Annotated in this window: 18 protein-coding genes and 1 pseudogene; 18 read left to right on the top strand and 1 reads right to left on the bottom strand. The window is 33.3% G+C overall.

The genetic code is table 11. The features are described 5' to 3' along the window. Window positions 1-423 precede the first annotated feature (423 nt). From ltrA to BLV37_RS03515, 7 genes are all read left to right on the top strand, one after another. The gene (gene ltrA, locus BLV37_RS03545; protein WP_244270456.1) at window positions 424-1,839 is read left to right on the top strand and encodes a group II intron reverse transcriptase/maturase; all 1,416 of its coding nucleotides are present in this window, start codon (window positions 424-426) and stop codon (window positions 1,837-1,839) included. Window positions 1,840-2,291: 452 nt separating this feature from the next. After that, a complete protein-coding gene (locus BLV37_RS03540) occupies window positions 2,292-3,323 on the top strand; it encodes a resuscitation-promoting factor (RefSeq protein WP_091727362.1) in 1,032 nt (343 codons plus the stop codon). 110 nt (window positions 3,324-3,433) lie between these two features. Beyond that, the gene (gene rnmV / locus BLV37_RS03535; protein ID WP_091727357.1) at window positions 3,434-3,979 is read left to right on the top strand and encodes a ribonuclease M5; all 546 of its coding nucleotides are present in this window, start codon (window positions 3,434-3,436) and stop codon (window positions 3,977-3,979) included. Beyond that, window positions 3,966-4,844 (top strand): 16S rRNA (adenine(1518)-N(6)/adenine(1519)-N(6))-dimethyltransferase RsmA, encoded by an 879-nt coding sequence (gene rsmA / locus BLV37_RS03530; protein ID WP_091727354.1) that lies wholly within the window; start codon window positions 3,966-3,968, stop codon window positions 4,842-4,844. The genes rnmV and rsmA overlap by 14 nt, the downstream gene beginning before the upstream one ends. A gap of 60 nt (window positions 4,845-4,904) precedes the next feature. Continuing rightward, a complete protein-coding gene (locus tag BLV37_RS03525; RefSeq protein ID WP_091727351.1) occupies window positions 4,905-6,425 on the top strand; it encodes a hypothetical protein in 1,521 nt (506 codons plus the stop codon). Between the two features lie 77 nt (window positions 6,426-6,502). Beyond that, entirely contained in the window at window positions 6,503-6,874 is a 372-nt protein-coding gene (locus tag BLV37_RS03520) for an ArsR/SmtB family transcription factor (protein ID WP_091727348.1), read from the top strand. Window positions 6,875-6,981: 107 nt separating this feature from the next. Continuing rightward, complete coding sequence (locus BLV37_RS03515; RefSeq protein ID WP_091727347.1) at window positions 6,982-7,206, top strand: glutaredoxin family protein; 225 nt, start codon at window positions 6,982-6,984, stop codon at window positions 7,204-7,206. A gap of 34 nt (window positions 7,207-7,240) precedes the next feature. Here the strand turns inward: BLV37_RS03515 and BLV37_RS03510 are convergent, their stop codons facing one another. Continuing rightward, window positions 7,241-7,426: a DUF1858 domain-containing protein gene (locus BLV37_RS03510; protein WP_091727344.1), complete on the bottom strand. Its 186-nt coding sequence runs from the start codon at window positions 7,424-7,426 to the stop codon at window positions 7,241-7,243. A gap of 240 nt (window positions 7,427-7,666) precedes the next feature. Between BLV37_RS03510 and BLV37_RS03505 the strand changes: the two genes are divergently transcribed. The 11 genes and pseudogenes from BLV37_RS03505 to BLV37_RS03460 all read left to right on the top strand — a co-directional run bounded on the left by BLV37_RS03505 (window position 7,667) and on the right by BLV37_RS03460 (window position 16,046). After that, window positions 7,667-8,035 carry a phage holin family protein gene (locus tag BLV37_RS03505; protein WP_091727342.1) on the top strand — a complete coding sequence of 123 codons (369 nt, stop codon included), beginning with the start codon at window positions 7,667-7,669 and terminating at the stop codon, window positions 8,033-8,035. A gap of 152 nt (window positions 8,036-8,187) precedes the next feature. After that, the gene (locus BLV37_RS03500) at window positions 8,188-8,874 is read left to right on the top strand and encodes a cytochrome c biogenesis CcdA family protein (RefSeq protein WP_208975192.1); all 687 of its coding nucleotides are present in this window, start codon (window positions 8,188-8,190) and stop codon (window positions 8,872-8,874) included. Window positions 8,875-8,955: 81 nt separating this feature from the next. Further along, window positions 8,956-9,561, top strand: a complete 606-nt coding sequence (locus BLV37_RS03495) for a TlpA family protein disulfide reductase (RefSeq protein ID WP_091727339.1) — start codon at window positions 8,956-8,958, stop codon at window positions 9,559-9,561. Between the two features lie 3 nt (window positions 9,562-9,564). Then, window positions 9,565-10,185 (top strand): prolipoprotein diacylglyceryl transferase family protein, encoded by a 621-nt coding sequence (locus BLV37_RS03490; RefSeq protein ID WP_091727335.1) that lies wholly within the window; start codon window positions 9,565-9,567, stop codon window positions 10,183-10,185. Window positions 10,186-10,696: 511 nt separating this feature from the next. Beyond that, window positions 10,697-11,275 (top strand): 5-formyltetrahydrofolate cyclo-ligase, encoded by a 579-nt coding sequence (locus tag BLV37_RS03485; protein ID WP_091727333.1) that lies wholly within the window; start codon window positions 10,697-10,699, stop codon window positions 11,273-11,275. Window positions 11,276-11,288: 13 nt separating this feature from the next. After that, window positions 11,289-11,426, top strand: coding sequence for a hypothetical protein (locus tag BLV37_RS14950; RefSeq protein WP_176967851.1), 138 nt, complete (start codon window positions 11,289-11,291; stop codon window positions 11,424-11,426). Between the two features lie 155 nt (window positions 11,427-11,581). Next, entirely contained in the window at window positions 11,582-12,313 is a 732-nt protein-coding gene (locus BLV37_RS03480) for a Crp/Fnr family transcriptional regulator (RefSeq protein ID WP_091727330.1), read from the top strand. A gap of 151 nt (window positions 12,314-12,464) precedes the next feature. Next, window positions 12,465-14,840: pseudogene (locus BLV37_RS03475) on the top strand (heavy metal translocating P-type ATPase). Between the two features lie 39 nt (window positions 14,841-14,879). Next, the gene (locus tag BLV37_RS03470) at window positions 14,880-15,077 is read left to right on the top strand and encodes a copper ion binding protein (protein WP_091727327.1); all 198 of its coding nucleotides are present in this window, start codon (window positions 14,880-14,882) and stop codon (window positions 15,075-15,077) included. 24 nt (window positions 15,078-15,101) lie between these two features. Continuing rightward, window positions 15,102-15,365: a metal-sensing transcriptional repressor gene (locus tag BLV37_RS03465; RefSeq protein ID WP_091727324.1), complete on the top strand. Its 264-nt coding sequence runs from the start codon at window positions 15,102-15,104 to the stop codon at window positions 15,363-15,365. A gap of 63 nt (window positions 15,366-15,428) precedes the next feature. Beyond that, the gene (locus tag BLV37_RS03460) at window positions 15,429-16,046 is read left to right on the top strand and encodes a hypothetical protein (RefSeq protein ID WP_091727321.1); all 618 of its coding nucleotides are present in this window, start codon (window positions 15,429-15,431) and stop codon (window positions 16,044-16,046) included. Window positions 16,047-16,057 lie beyond the last annotated feature (11 nt).

Genomic DNA, 16,057 nt, shown 5'->3' with positions numbered 1-16,057 from the left:
TTAGTGCGCCCAGCATGGGCATAAACTAGTCGGTGCAAGTCCGATACGGGGGTTGATAGTGCCAACCGTTAGCTCAAGACAAGGGTGTCCATCGTGAGGTGGAATCTGAAGGAAGTCGGCGGCAAAGCTCTGGTCTGAGGTACACGAACTACATTTGAGGCTTAACCCTGTGGATGAGGCTGCTAAACAAGTCAAAGTCCAAAACTATCCGAAACAGGGAAAGTAGATGTAGCAGATATATGGAGTGAAAGTTTACGTTCTTACCTGGGGAGGTCTGGTAGATACACCATTAAAAGATGAAATATCTAAATGGTAACCCATGCAGTGATGTGTGGCTGAACTATCAGAAGTCAGCAGAAGCCATAGTACAAGGTTAGTCATGAATAACCTTGGAAGGGCTGAACATTAAGGAGGTGAGTAGGATTGGCAATCTCAACAAACATGAAAAGAATACAGAAAACCAAGGACTTGGACTGGCTTGTGGAAGTAGGGTTGGAAACTCGAGGTAAACAAGGAGTGTACAGTGATTTGTCGGCGATGTCAAATCTGAAAACCAAGTCGGAATTTAATACTGAACATCTACTCGAAAGAATAGTGGATAAGAGAAATATCTTTGAAGCGTACAAGAAAGTAGTATCTAACAAAGGAAGCCATGGAATTGATGGAATGAAGGTAGATGAACTTCTACCTTTCCTACAAGAACATTACGAAACTTTGAAGACAAGTCTGCTAAGTGGAAAATATAAACCACAGCCAGTAAGACGAAAAGAAATACCCAAACCAAATGGCGGGGTAAGACTCCTAGGAATACCAACCGTAATAGATAGATTGATTCAACAAGCAATAAACCAAGTAATCAATCCCATATTCGATAAGGAGTTTTCAGATAGTAGCTATGGTTTTAGACCCAAAAGAAGTACACATATGGCTCTAAAACAAGCACAGAAATATATCGATGAAGGATACAGATACGTAATAGATATGGATTTAGAGAAATTCTTTGATAATATAAATCATGACCTTTTAATGCATCTAGTGTCAAGAAAGATAGAAGACAAAAGAGTGCTTAAATTAATACGAAAGTATTTAAAATCAGGGATAATGTTAAAAGGTATGCAGGTTAAATCAGAAGAAGGAGCACCTCAAGGTGGCCCACTAAGTCCACTATTAAGTAATATATTACTAGATGAATTAGACAAAGAACTAGAAAGAAGGGGACATAGATTCTGCCGTTATGCTGATGATTGTAATGTTTATGTTAAAAGCAAAAGGGCAGGAGAAAGAGCCCTCGAAAATATCACAAAATTCCTAGAGAAAGAGCTAAAACTGAAAGTAAATACTGAAAAGTCGGCAGTATCTTCACCAACAAAAAGAAAATTCTTAGGATATAGTTTCTACTATGGAAAAGGTGGAATAAAATTTAGAGTCCATGACAAAAGTTATGACAGACTTAAGGAAAAGATTAGAAATATAACTAACAGAAATGTAAGCATGAATTTCAATCATAGAATTAAGAAACTAAATGAAATAGTCGTAGGTTGGGTAAATTATTTTAAATTAGCAGATATGAAGACCAAACTAAAGGAGCTGGACCAATGGATTCGGAGGCGACTTAGAGCCGTGGTCTGGAAGACATGGAAATTAGTCAGAACTAGATTTAAAAACCTAATGAAACTAGGAGTTCCTAAAGGTAAGGCATGGGAATATGCCAACACTAGGAAAAGCTACTGGAGAATATCCAAAAGTCCAATACTAAATAAAACCATAACTAATCAGAAACTGATTAATCATGGTTTTAAAAGTTTAACTTCACAGTATGAGAAATTCAGACTGTCTTAATGAACCGCCAAGTACCGAACGGTATGCTTGGTGGTGTGAGAGGACGGTAATTAAAATAATTAATTACCTCCTACTCGATTGAACTAACACGAATGAGCACCAGCCTTACTTTAGGTTTATGACGGGAGTAGCCGCAGGATCAAGTTTATGCCAGTGTTATCGAGCAAATAAATTTGCGTCGCAAGACTAGGGGGATGCTCTAAAAACTAAAAACCAAGACAAATGGGTATAAAACAAAAGAAAGTAGTCAAAACTTGAAAGAAAGGAATTCCTTGAGATGCCATAATATAAAAAAGAAATATTAACAAATATGACAAAAAAGAATATAAATTTGACAAAATCCTACTTTTAAAATAAAATTAAAAAATGTTTAATAATAGCAATTTAATACAAAAGTATATATATTGCCAAACAACATATTATATAATAATAAATTAGGAGGTTTGGAGAAGATGGCACAGAAAAATAGAAGCATAAAGCTTCTAATTATTGCAGCCCTTATCCTTACTGGAATGACGGTATTGTCTTTTGCTACAAATAACTCTAGGATAAAAACAGTGGATGTTGTAATTGATGGAGAGAGAACAACCATAAAAACCAGTAAAAACACTGTTTCTCAATTACTTGAAACAAAAAGAATATCATTAGGCAATTCAGACTATATCAACATATCTACAACTAGTCCCTTACATGATGGGATGAAGGTAGAGATAAAAAGGGCAGTTCCAGTAACCATAAATTATGGAGGCAACATATTAGATATAAAAACATCAAAAAACACTGTAAAAGAAGTATTAGATTCATTAAAGATAAGCTATAATCCCGATAAAATATCGCCTTCAAAATACTATAAAATTAAACCAGGTCTAGAAATAGACATAGTAAAAATTGATGAAAAAGTTGAGACGATAAGTAAAGTAATTCCTTATAAGACCATAACAAAGGATAATGACACAATAGACAAGGGAAAATTTATAGTAAAACAAGAAGGAAAAGAAGGAAAAAAAGAAATAACAGTTAAAGAGACCTATGAAAATGGTCAGCTTGTTGCAACAGAAATAGTTGAAGAAAAGATACTTTCAGAGCCAACAAATGAATTAATAGAAAAAGGCACAAAGGGAATTGAGTTCACAGTTGCTTCAAGGGGCAGCTTTGCAGGGAAAAAGGAAGCAATAATGATAGCTACTGCTTATGACTTAACCTATGAAAGCACTGGGAAAAAACCAGGAGATAAATGGTATGGAATTACTGCATCAGGGACTAAAGCTAGACCTGGAGTAGTTGCAGTAGACCCAAAAGTTATTCCTCTAGGAACTAAGCTATATATAGAATCCTTAGACGGGACAAAGGATTACGGCTATGCAATAGCAGAAGATACGGGAGGAGCCATTAAAGGTAATAAAATAGACCTATTCATGGAAGACCCTAAAGATGTAAAGGCCTTTGGCAGAAGAAAAGTAAAAGTATATATATTAGGAAAATAGAGCAGGAAACTGCTCTGTTTTTTATCCTTTAGAAAACTACTGATTTACCTGCATATAAATAAAAGCTATAATTATATATAGAACCTTCAATAGAAAAGCGAGGAGAAAAAATGATAAAAGAAATAATCGTTGTAGAAGGAAGAGACGATATATCGGCAGTAAAGAAGGCAGTAGATGCTGAATTAATAGCTACAGGTGGTTTTGGCATTACAGAAGAAACTATTAGAAGAATCCAAACTGCAGCAGAACGGAGAGGTGTCATTATATTTACAGACCCTGATTTTGCAGGAGAGAAAATAAGAGGTATCATAGCAAATAAAGTAAAAAATGCAAAGCATGCATTTTTACCTAAAAATAAGGCAATAAAAGATGGAGATATAGGCATAGAAAATGCCTTGCCAGAGGATATAATAGATGCCTTGTCTAAGGCTAGAGTAGAGCTTTCAGAGCAAAGAAATGAGTTTACTAAAGAAGATTTGATAGAGTGCGGATTAGTTGGGAAAGACAATTCAAGTCTTAAAAGAGATATTATAGGAAGAATTTTAGGAATAGGCTATTGCAATTCAAAGCAATTCTTAAAAAGATTGAATAACTATGGAATTACTAGAGAAGAATTTCAGGATAGTATCAGGAGGATGTATGATGAAACAAAGTAAAAGGCTTTATTCACCTGCAGTAATAAAAGAAATCATAGAAAGGCATGGATTTAAATTTTCTAAAAGCCTAGGACAGAATTTTTTAATAGACGGAAATATAATCCATAAGATAATTGAAGAGTCTAGTATTAAGAAAAGTGATGGGATAATTGAAATAGGTCCAGGCATAGGAACCCTTACTCAAAGTCTTTGTGAAGCTGCTGGGAAGGTCATAGCTATAGAACTAGATAACAAATTATTACCTATATTAGAGGAAACACTTCAAGAATATCACAATTTAGAAATAATACATAAAGATATATTAAAGGTAGACATAAATAGGCTGATAGAGGAAAAGCTTAGAGATATGGAAGTAAAAGTAGTTGCAAATCTTCCATACTACATAACTACACCAATAATAATGAAACTACTTGAGGAAAAGCTCTGTATAGAAAAAATCGTAGTAATGGTTCAAAAGGAAGTAGCACTTAGGATGAAAGCATCACCAGGAAATAAGGACTATGGTGCTCTTTCTGTTGCAGTCCAATATTATTCAAAACCTGAAATAGTTGTAGATGTCCCTAAAAATGTATTTATGCCAAGGCCTAATGTTGATTCAGCAGTTATTATGCTTGATGTATACAAAGAACCTGTAGTTAAGGTTAAGGATGAAAAAATATTTTTTGGGGTCATAAAAGCTGCATTTGGGCAAAGGCGAAAAACTCTTTTAAATGCATTAAATAGCGGAATCGACTTAAACAAAGAGGATATAGAAAAACTCCTAGAGAAAACGGGAATTGAGCCTAAGAGAAGAGGAGAAACCCTTGATATAAATGAGTTTGCAAGAATTTCAGACGAAATATACGAAATGATAAACAACTATTAGTTCACTATTTCTCTTTTTGTACATATATTAATAACAAGATGTATAAAAGGAGGGAATAAATTGGCTTCTAATTTTGCATATATGAGAAAAATTGTCATACTAGAGGAGCAACCAGACTGTTATAAAAAAGAGAAAGGGCAAATTCCCAAAGGACACATGAACATTGAAGTAAGAGATGGTAGAGCAAAATTGAACCTTAATGTGGAAAACCTTAAGCTAAAGCCAGAAGAGGAAAATATATACAAGGGATACTTAATGAGCATAGAAAGCAATAACCCCGTGGAGGTTGAGCTAGGAGTTATACTATTAAATGACAGTGGTAAAGGAAGCTTAGAGTGGAAATTTGACCCAGCATCAGTAGGAGGTACAAGTCTATCTATAGAAAAATTTAATATTGTGCTTATAAAAGGAATAGAGGCAAAGCCTAGCGTTGAAAATATAACTATTCCATTGGCAGGATATATTCACAAAAAGGATGGCAAATTAGCCAGTATTATAAAGAAGCAAATGAAGGAGAAAATAGAATCTAAAGAAGCTTTACAGCCCATAGAAGAAGAGCAGGTAGAGATAAAAAGTGACGGTATAGAGGATACTACATATATAAATATGGAAGCACAGAATATACCAGAAGAAAACATAGAAGAAAACATAGAAGAAAACATAGAAGAAAACATAGAAGAAAACATAGAAGAAAACATAGAAGAAGCTTATCTAGAGGGGAAATTAGATATACAGGGGAAAGATTCTGAAAGTTCATATGAGGAATTAGATAAGGATGTGGAGCCAGAAGAAATATCTATAGAAGAGATTGATATTAATAGCATAAATATTAATCTAGAAGATTTTAATATAGAAAACCTATCTATTGACGATATAGCACCAGTAAACATAGAATTTGATGAGTTCGAATCTAAGACTTCTAAGGAAGAGGAGGAAGGAGTAGAACAAGAAAATGGATTTATAACAATGGGTGATGACTTTAAGGGCTTTTTCTTAGAAGAAGAGCCTATAAACCATATAGAAAATCAAAATCATCAAATTACTTATAATTATGGAGATTATATAGACAATACCTATGGAAGTAAAATTAACAAAATAGATTCATATATGGATAATGTTAAAAGCTATAGCATGCAGCTGGCAAACTATACAATAGATATATTAAAGCATTTTAAAAGTGTGGAGCCTTTTAGAGAAAACTTGAGAGACTGCTCCTGGTGGAGAATAGATCAAGAAAGTGAACATATTCATAGAGGCTTTTTACCTTTTTATGATTATTTAATAAATGCATACTACCCATATCCATTAACTTCTAGGACTACCACTTGTCAAAATCTTATAGAAAAGCACAAACACTATATTTTTGGTACAGTAAAAAGGGAAGAAGAGATAAAATATTATGTTTATGGTGTACCAGGAAAATTTACTATGGAAGACCACCCCTATAACGGAGCAACCGGGTTCAATACATGGCTTAAGGATAGAGAGTCCTATGAAGGATTAGGATATTGGCTTATTTATATAGATGCCTTAAGCGGTAAAATAGTAAATCCAGTAAATCCAACGATTCCTACTAGATAACCTCTAATATTAGAGGTTATTTTATTTTTCTCAATATGCTATAATTTAATAAAGAGATACTAAGGAGGTACTTGAAAATGAAGCGGCTTGATTTAGAGCAGGAATGGCTTTGTAAAACACCAGAAGTTGATGAAGAAGCTGTGGAAAGCATAAAAAAGGATATGCTTTCAGATGATACAATAATAAGTCTGTCAGAGGTATTTAAAGCATTAGGAGATCCAACTAGATTAAATATAATATACCTGCTTTCAAAGCATAATCTTTGTGTTTACGATATATCGGCCATACTTAATATGAGTCAATCAGCCATATCTCATCAATTAAGAGTACTTAGAGGCTTAAGACTTGTTAAATTCAAAAAGGAAGGAAAACATGCAATATATTCCCTAGATGATGAGCATGTGGTCCAATTATTTAATCAAGGCTTAGAACATATATCACATAATTAATTTCTTTTTGCTTTATAGGTTTAAAAAAGATTTCTCCTGGGTATTATAAAAATAATCTATACATAAAATAAAACAAATAGATTGTTTCTATAAGAGGAGGTTTTATAATGGCAAATGTAACTATATACACAAGCAACACTTGACCACATTGTACAACTGCAAAGCAGTACCTTTCGGAGAAAGGCGTAAGCTATACTGAGAAAAATATTCAAACAGATCCTAGTGCAAGGAAAGAATTAATGCAGAAGGGATATATGGCAGTACCTGTAATTATAGTAAATGAAGAAGAAATGGTAGGCTTTGATAAAGCTAGACTAGAACAAATCCTATAATAATAAACATAAAAAACCTTGGCAAATGCCAAGGTTATTTGTTTAATTCAGCCATTAACTTATCAAGATCTATACCATGTACCATAGCTGCTTGTTCTAAAGATTCCATTTGAGAAGATGGACATCCAACGCATCCCATACCAAATCTTAAAAGAGTTTCAACAGATTCTGGCTTTTCTCTTAAAAGCTGTCCAATAAGCATATCTTTATTTATAGCCATGTAAAAATTCCTCCTTAATTCTATTTAGTATTATTATAATACCATAAATTTAAATAAAATACGTGATTAAAATCACATTAAATAAATATGTTGGATAAAATTATATCCATTATAAAATATAATATACTAAGTAAGTAAAAATAACAATATAAAAAATTAACGTAGAACTTCCCTATTAGTTATAGAAAATGTATAATTTTTTATAAAAAAGACAAAATACTCATGAGGAGGGATTTTAAAATGCCAGATAATGAAAAAACAAGAAATAATGATTTTAACATTACAGAAATGATAGTTAGAGTAATTGTAACTGCAATAGTAGTGGGATTAACTGCGTTTTTCACACCAGGCTTTAGCATCGATGGCTTGTGGAGTTTACTTATTGCCAGTGTAGTCATAGGTGTTTTAGATTACTTAGTAGAACGATTTACAGGAATAAACGCTTCTGCATTTGGTAAAGGGATCAAAGGATTTTTAATTACAGTAGTTATCCTGTATGTTACAAAATTAATAGTCCCAGGATTCAACATAACATTGCTAGGAGCAATAGTCGGTGCAATAGTAATAGGCATAATTGATATGATAATACCTAGTAGAGCAGTAGTATAAAGCATGAACATTAAAGTAAACCAAAAAACCTGAGGAGAAAAACCCCTCAGGTTTTTAATGTTAATTAATAGCTTGATAAGACATACCCCTATATGGTATAATTCTGGGTATATAATTGTTGAAGAAAAAACCATCACAAGGGGTGAAATTTTATGACGGATATATCAATATCGGCTGCCTTAATTGCTGGAATAGTATCCTTTTTCTCGCCATGCGTACTTCCTTTAATACCAGCCTATATAACATATATTACAGACACAGCCTTAGAAGAGGAGCTTGAAGACAGAAAGCTATTAGCCCTTAGTAGAACTCTAGGATTTGTACTGGGATTTACTATAATATTTATGATAATGGGAGTGTCTGCAAGCTTTATAGGCAGATTGTTTAGAGTTTACAAAACTCAGTTTTTAAAAATAAGTGGAATACTAATCATAGGCTTGGGGTTAAACATGATAGGAGTATTGAATTTAAACTTCTTAAGTAAAGGTGGAAAAATTAAGATGCCAAGGATAACTAGCTGGTTTAGCTCAGTTTTAGTTGGGATGGCATTTGCTGCAGGCTGGACACCATGTGCAGGAGCTGTATTAGGAACCATACTCATACTTGCGGGCAGTACAGGAACAGTAACCACAGGAGTACTATTATTATTGGCATATTCTATAGGACTTGCAATTCCTTTTATTTTGACAGCCTTACTCATAAGTAAATTTGGAAGGTTTTTAGCTAAATCTGAAAAAGTACTCCCATATATTAATAAAATAGGAGGCATTATTGTAATAGCTTTAGGCTTATTAATGTTCTTTAATAAAATATACCTTATTGCAAATATATTTTTGTAACGAATAAGGAAGTTTTACTTTAATTATATAATCTCTATTTTAGGGGTATATATTGATTATGGATTAATTAGGAGGGATTTAATGAATACTAAAAATATAATAATAATTATAGTTGCAGTTGTTATCATTGGCATAATAGCATCTTTTGGATTGAAATTTTTAACGTTTAATTCCTTAAAGAAGGCTGTAGAAGAAGAACAGGAAAAAATCATAGAAGAAGTAAAGGAAAACAATGATGCTCCTATGAAGGTAGAAAAGCTTATAGATATAGGAGAGCCTGCACCTGAAATTACATTGGAAGACTTAAATGGGAACACAGTATCTCTTAAGGATTATGAAGGAGAGAAAATAGTATTATTAAACTTCTGGGCATCATGGTGTCCACCTTGTAGAGCAGAAATGCCAGATTTAGACAAGCTGTACGAAGAAAATAAGGATGATGACTTTATAGTATTAGCTGTAAATCTTGGAGAGTCTGAGGATACAGTAAAGAAATTTATTGAACAAAATGGATACGGTTTTCCTGTATTGTTAGATAAAACACAGGAAGTAGGCATAACATATCAAACATTTTCTATACCAACCTCAGTAATGGTAGACAAAGAAGGCAAAATAAGAGCCTATAGGCCAGGCCTTATGACTTATGCAGAGATGAAAGAGATGCTTGATTATACAAGAGGACAATAGAAAATGAGGCCTTATGCATTTGTTTTTAAGTCTATAGTAGTATCCTGGTTTATGCTTCTATTCATTATCTCAATATTGCTTAGCTATATTTATATTAAGATATCAGCAAAAAAACAAGAGCTAGAAGCGTCTAAAGCAGAAGATATATTTTTTACATCCATAATATTAAGCTTTTTAGGAGCAAGACTAATTTATGTAGTATTCCATCTAGAATACTATCATAATATAATATCCATCTTTAAGCTCTCTCATATGAACTTAAGCTTTATGGGTGGAATAATATCAGGGATACTAGCTATTTACTTAGCTTCAAAAAAGAAAAACATTCCCTTTAATGCACTTTTTAAGCTTTTTGTAATTCCTTTCTATATTTCATCATCAATAATAATCTGGTCAAGATATTTTGAAGGCTTTTTAATAGGTAAGGCATACAATGGCTTTTTAGCAATAAAGCATTTTGGAGAATATAGGCATCCTGTTGTTCTGTATATATCCCTATTGTTTATTTTGGCAGCACTTATAGAATCCTTGGATTTAAAAGCCTCTAAAAACAAAAACACATCGTATATTATTTTTGCTTTTGCAATGCTGGGATATTATGCTATTAAATATTTGTATGTATAAATAAAAATTGTTGACCAAAAGATAAATATGTAATAGAATATGTTTAGCAATACCCGTTGGGGGTATAAAACAATTAAGAGAAAGTATGGAGGGATATTATGAACATAAATGTAACAGAAAAAGCTCAAGAAGAGCTTAAGAAAATATTAGACAAAAAAGGTTCAGAAAGTAAAAGCGTAAGAATATATATTGCAGGAGTTGGCTGAGGCGGTCCATCATTTGGTTTAGCTCTGGATGAGCAAAAAGATGGAGACGATGTAACTAAAATAGGAGATTACACTTATTTAGTTGAAAAAGATCTTCTAAGCACATATGGTACATTTAATGTAGACTATGTAAATGATTGGCTAAGAAAAGGATTCCACATAGTACCAATCAGAGGAGGATCAACCTGTAGTTAAGCATTTAGAGAGCGAGGTATAGACCTTGCTCTTTTTTTTGATCATATATTACCTGATTAAAGGGTAGAATTATGGATATATATTAATTAGCAGCTGGCAGGAGGGGAAATATGAGAAATTACAGAAAACACGAAATAAGACAAGAAATGATAGCTTTAAGAAAACAAATGAGCAAGGAGCAAGTAGAAGTCTTAAGCGAAAAAATTATTTCAACTCTAACTAAATTGCCAATATTTAAGGAAAGCAAATCAATAATGCTTTATTTAAGCTTTGATAATGAAGTAGACACTTTCAAGCTAATTCAATTATGCAAGGATCTTGGGAAAAATGTCATAGTACCATTTTGCATAGATGATGGAAAAAGAATTGTGCCAACTGAAATCAAAAGTGTAGAAAAGGATTTGGTAAAGAGTAGTTTTGGATATTTAGAGCCTAAAGCAGAGCTTGTGAAACCTGTAAGCACTGAAAGCATTGATTTAATAATACTTCCAGGACTTGCTTTTGATAGGGGTTGCTTTAGAGTTGGCTTTGGTGCGGGCTACTATGATAGATTTCTTTCAAAATTATGCTTTACAATTCCTACTATAGGATTGGCATACGACTATCAAATATTAGAATATATAGCTACAGAAGAGCATGATATGCCAGTGGATTATGTAGTTACAGATAGCAGAATAATAATAAGATAAGAGGAGAACTAGCATGGAAAACGGAACAATTATAAAAAAAGACAAAAAGAATCTTCAAAGCAACGAATGTAACGAGTGTGGAAGCAAAATGATGCCAGAGGGAGGTTGCTTTATTTGTCCAAACTGTGGATATAGCCCTTGCAGCATATAATATATAACCGTAGGTATGACCTACGGATTTTATTTTTCCTCCTTATTTGAAATATTCACCATATCCGTTATAATAGATTATAGAAATATAAATAATATGCGGGAATAAGAATATAATCTAATCAATAGCCTTGCTTTATATAAGGGGGAAAATAAATGGAAAATGTTTTAGGAGCTACAAGAGAATATAATGTTTGTAATCTATGCAAAGGTAAATACTGTGCTCATAAGGTATCAATTTTTTCTGTACTGACTCCAGAACAACTAGGAAGGCTTACAGAGAAAATAGCACATAAAAACTTTAAAAAAGGTCAGATAATATTTTTCGAAGGCGATGTATCTGATAAGCTTTATGTTATAAACAAAGGGAAGATTAAAATATTTAAATACACTAGAGAAGGAAAGGAACAAATACTCTACCTTCTTTCTGAAGGTGATTTTGTTGGAGACTTAAGCCTTTTAAAGAAAGATGAATTTAAATTTAATGCAGAGGCATTAGAAGACTCAAATATTTGCATACTTACAAAGGATGATTTTGATGGCATAATAAAAGAAACACCTGAGATAGGACTTCAAATACTACAGGTGGTTTATGATAGAATCGTAAAGCTAGAGAATCTCATCCAAAGCCTAAGTACAAAAGATATAGAGGCCAGAATAGCTGGACTTTTGCTTAGCTTTGTAAAGGATTTTGGAGTTGCAAAAGGAGATATAATAGAGCTTGAGCTGCCTTTAAGCAGAGAGGATATAGCTAATTATATAGGAGTTACCAGAGAAACCATCAGCAGAAAATTAGGCAGCATGCAAGAGCAAGGAGTAATAGAGCTAATTGGAAGCAAAAAAATAATAATTAATGATATAGAAGAGTTAGAATATATGACTACTTAAGCACCTATGTTAAATAGGTGTTTTTAATTTTTTGAAAAAGGAATAATACTATTTACAAACAAAAAACATAATGCTATAATTAATCTACACACCCCATATGGGGTGGGGGCGTATAAATCCGTTGAAAAACTTTATTGATAGGAGTGACAAGATGGGAATTGAAAAGATTAATATAAAAGTTCAAGGAATGACCTGAGCATCCTGCTCAAAGCGGGTAGAGGATGCTCTATCAAGGATGGAAGGAGTAAATTCTGCTATAGTAAATTTAATAGCAGAAAAAGCAACGGTAGAATATGATTCAGAAAAGCTTTCTATAGGGGATATTGTTGTTAGAGTTGAAAAAACAGGATACCAAGTACCAATTGGAAAGACTACTTTAAATATAGAAGGCATGACTTGTGCTGCTTGCTCAGCAAGAGTTGAAAAGGTTCTTAATAGAATCCAAGGAGTAACAAATGTAAATGTAAACCTAGCATTAAACAAAGGGACTGTAGAATATGTTGAAGGCGATTTAACAATTGATGACTTTAAAAATGCTATTAAGAAAGCAGGATATAGCGTTAGAGAAGAAATAGATGAAAGTATAGACAGAGAAAAAGAAGCTAGAGAAAGGGAAATAAATAAATTAAAATATTTATTTATTATATCTACCTTATTAAGCTTACCATTATTTTCGGCAATGTTTTTCCATATGGCAGGAGTACACAATATTTTAAGTAATGGATATTTCCAGCTGGCACTAGCTACACCTGTTCAATTCGTAATAGGCTATAGATTTTATAAGGGAGCATACCATTCTCTTAGAGGTGGAGGAGCTAATATGGACGTATTAGTTGCTATGGGAACATCAGCCGCATATTTTTATAGTATATACAACGTAATAGTAGGTGTGCCCGATTATTATTTTGAAGCCTCTGCGGTTATTATCACTTTAATCCTATTAGGTAAGCTTTTAGAGGCCCTAGCAAAGGGTAGAACATCTGAGGCTATAAAAAGACTAATGGGACTACAGGCTAAGACTGCTAGAATCATAAAAAATGGAGAGGAAGTAGATATACCAATTGAAGATGTTGTAGTGGGAGATATAATAGTAGTTAGACCAGGGGAAAAGATTCCAGTAGATGGTAAAATAGTAGAAGGCAATTCATCAGTAGATGAATCTATGCTAACAGGAGAAAGCATACCTGTAGATAAAAAAGCAGGTGATGAGGTAATAGGTGCTACAATAAATAAGTTTGGAACATTTAGATTTGAAGCTACAAAGATTGGGAAAGATACAGCATTGGCACAAATAATAAAGCTTGTAGAGGATGCCCAAGGCTCAAAGGCACCAGTACAAAGACTGGCAGACCAAATATCTGGCGTATTTGTACCTGCTGTAGTTGGCATATCAGCTATTACATTTTTGATTTGGTATTTAGTGGGCAAAGACTTTACTCAAGCATTAATAAGTGCAGTTGCAGTATTAGTAATTGCATGTCCTTGTGCATTAGGTCTAGCTACGCCTACAGCTATTATGGTGGGGACAGGTAAGGGAGCAGAAAATGGAATATTAATAAAAGGTGGAGAGCATCTAGAAAGAGCACATAAAATAAATGCAATTGTACTTGACAAAACAGGAACTATTACTAAGGGAGAGCCAGAGGTTACGGATGTTATTTTCTTTGAATATGATGAGGATGAAATACTTAGACTCTCAGCAATTGCAGAGAAAAACTCAGAGCATCCATTAGGGCAAGCAATAGTAGAGAAGGCTAAAGAAAAAGGTATGGTGCTAGAAGATACTGAGGACTTTTATGCAATACCAGGTCATGGTATCTATGCACTTATAGAAGATAAGACTATATATATAGGGAACCGAAAGCTAATGAAGGATAAAGCTATTGAAATATCTCATGTGGAAGATAAAATATCAGAGCTAGAGGATGAAGGAAAGACTGCGATGCTAATCTCCATAGACAATAAATTAAGTGGGATAATAGCAGTAGCAGATACAGTTAAGGAGCATTCAAAGGAAGCCATAGAAGGATTAATGAAATTAGGAATAGAAGTTTATATGATAACAGGAGACAATGAAAGAACAGCAAAGGCTATTGCAAGGCAGGTAGGAATAGATAATGTACTAGCAGAGGTATTACCTGAACATAAAGCAGAAAACATTGAAAGGATTAAGGGAGAAGGAAAAGTTGTAGGCATGGTTGGAGATGGGATAAATGACGCTCCAGCACTTGCTGCAGCAGACACAGGCTTTGCAATAGGTACAGGAACTGACGTAGCCATGGAAGCAGCAGATATTACCCTTATAAAAGGAGATTTAAGAGACATAGTTCATGCTATAGAATTAAGCAGAAAAACCATGAGGACAATAAAGCAAAATCTTTTCTGGGCCTTTGGCTACAACACTGCTGGCATACCTTTAGCAGCTTTAGGCTACCTAAACCCTATGATAGCAGGAGCGGCCATGGCATTCAGCTCAGTATCAGTAGTTAGTAATTCATTGAGATTAAAGAGGTTTAAAGTTAAATAATTGAGAATTATAAAACATATTATAAAGGAGAGTGTTCATATGAAAAAAACATTAACAGTAGAGGGCATGAGCTGTCAACATTGTGTAAAGGCAGTAAAGGATGCATTAGGTCAAATAGAAGGAGTTAAAACTGTAGAAGTAGATTTAACTAACCACTCTGTAGAGATTGAAGGAGATAACCTAGTCCATGCTCTGCTTAAGGAAGCTATAGAAGAAGCAGGCTACAATGTAATCTAAAGAAAAATAGAACGGAGAATTAATATGAATGAAGGTAAGAAAAAAGCATTAAATCTTTTAAAAACTACTAAGGGACAAGTCGAAGGTATTATTAAGATGATAGAGGACGATAGATATTGTGTAGACATATCTAAGCAAATACTATCAATAATAGGCTTGCTTAAAAAAGCAAATCTGAGTATATTAGATCAACATATTAAAAGCTGTGTAAAGGATGCTATTCTTGAAGGACATGGGGATGAGAAAATAGAAGAAATAATAAATGTAATAGATAAATATGTAAAATAGTTTGAAAATAATATATTGTAGTATATAATATAATTACTAAGCTTGTAGACGAGGAGGGCTCCCATGTCTAATACGGAAAAAATACTGCAACAGATATTAGAAAACCAAGTAATGCTTGAAAGAAAAATTGAAGAAAACCAAGTAATACTCGCAAAGAAAATTGAAGACAATTATGTAACACTTGAAAGCAAAATTGAAGCGAGTCAAGTAATGCTTGAAAGAAAGATTGAAGCAAATCAAGAAATGCTTGAGAGAAAGATTGAATCAAATCAAGAAATGCTTGAGAGAAAGATTGAATCAAATCAAGAAATGCTTGAGAGAAAGATTGAATCAAACCAAGCAATGCTTGAAAGAAAGATTGAAGAAAACCAAGCAATACTTGCAAAGAAAATTGAAGACAATCATGTGACACTTGAAAGCAAAATTGAATCAAATCAAGCAATGCTTGAAAGCAAAATTGAATCAAATCAAGAAATGCTTGAAAGCAAAATTGAATCAAATCATGTAATACTTGAAATGAAAATCGACAAGAATCATAAAGAGGTTATCTCAAGACTTGACAGACTTGAGCAAAATCAAGATGCAATAAAAAGATTTATACTAGAATCGGATAATACTTTCAAAAAATCAGAGGAAACCTATAAGGTTTTCCAAGAACTGAAGCAGGTATTTTCAAAATAAGGGTCTACGGC

Origin of the sequence: Proteiniborus ethanoligenes (genome assembly GCF_900107485.1) — a bacterium.
In the GTDB taxonomy this organism is placed as follows: domain Bacteria; phylum Bacillota; class Clostridia; order Tissierellales; family Proteiniboraceae; genus Proteiniborus; species Proteiniborus ethanoligenes.
The sequence above is the reverse complement of the archived record's forward strand: the minus strand, read 5'-3'. Positions and strand labels throughout refer to the sequence as shown.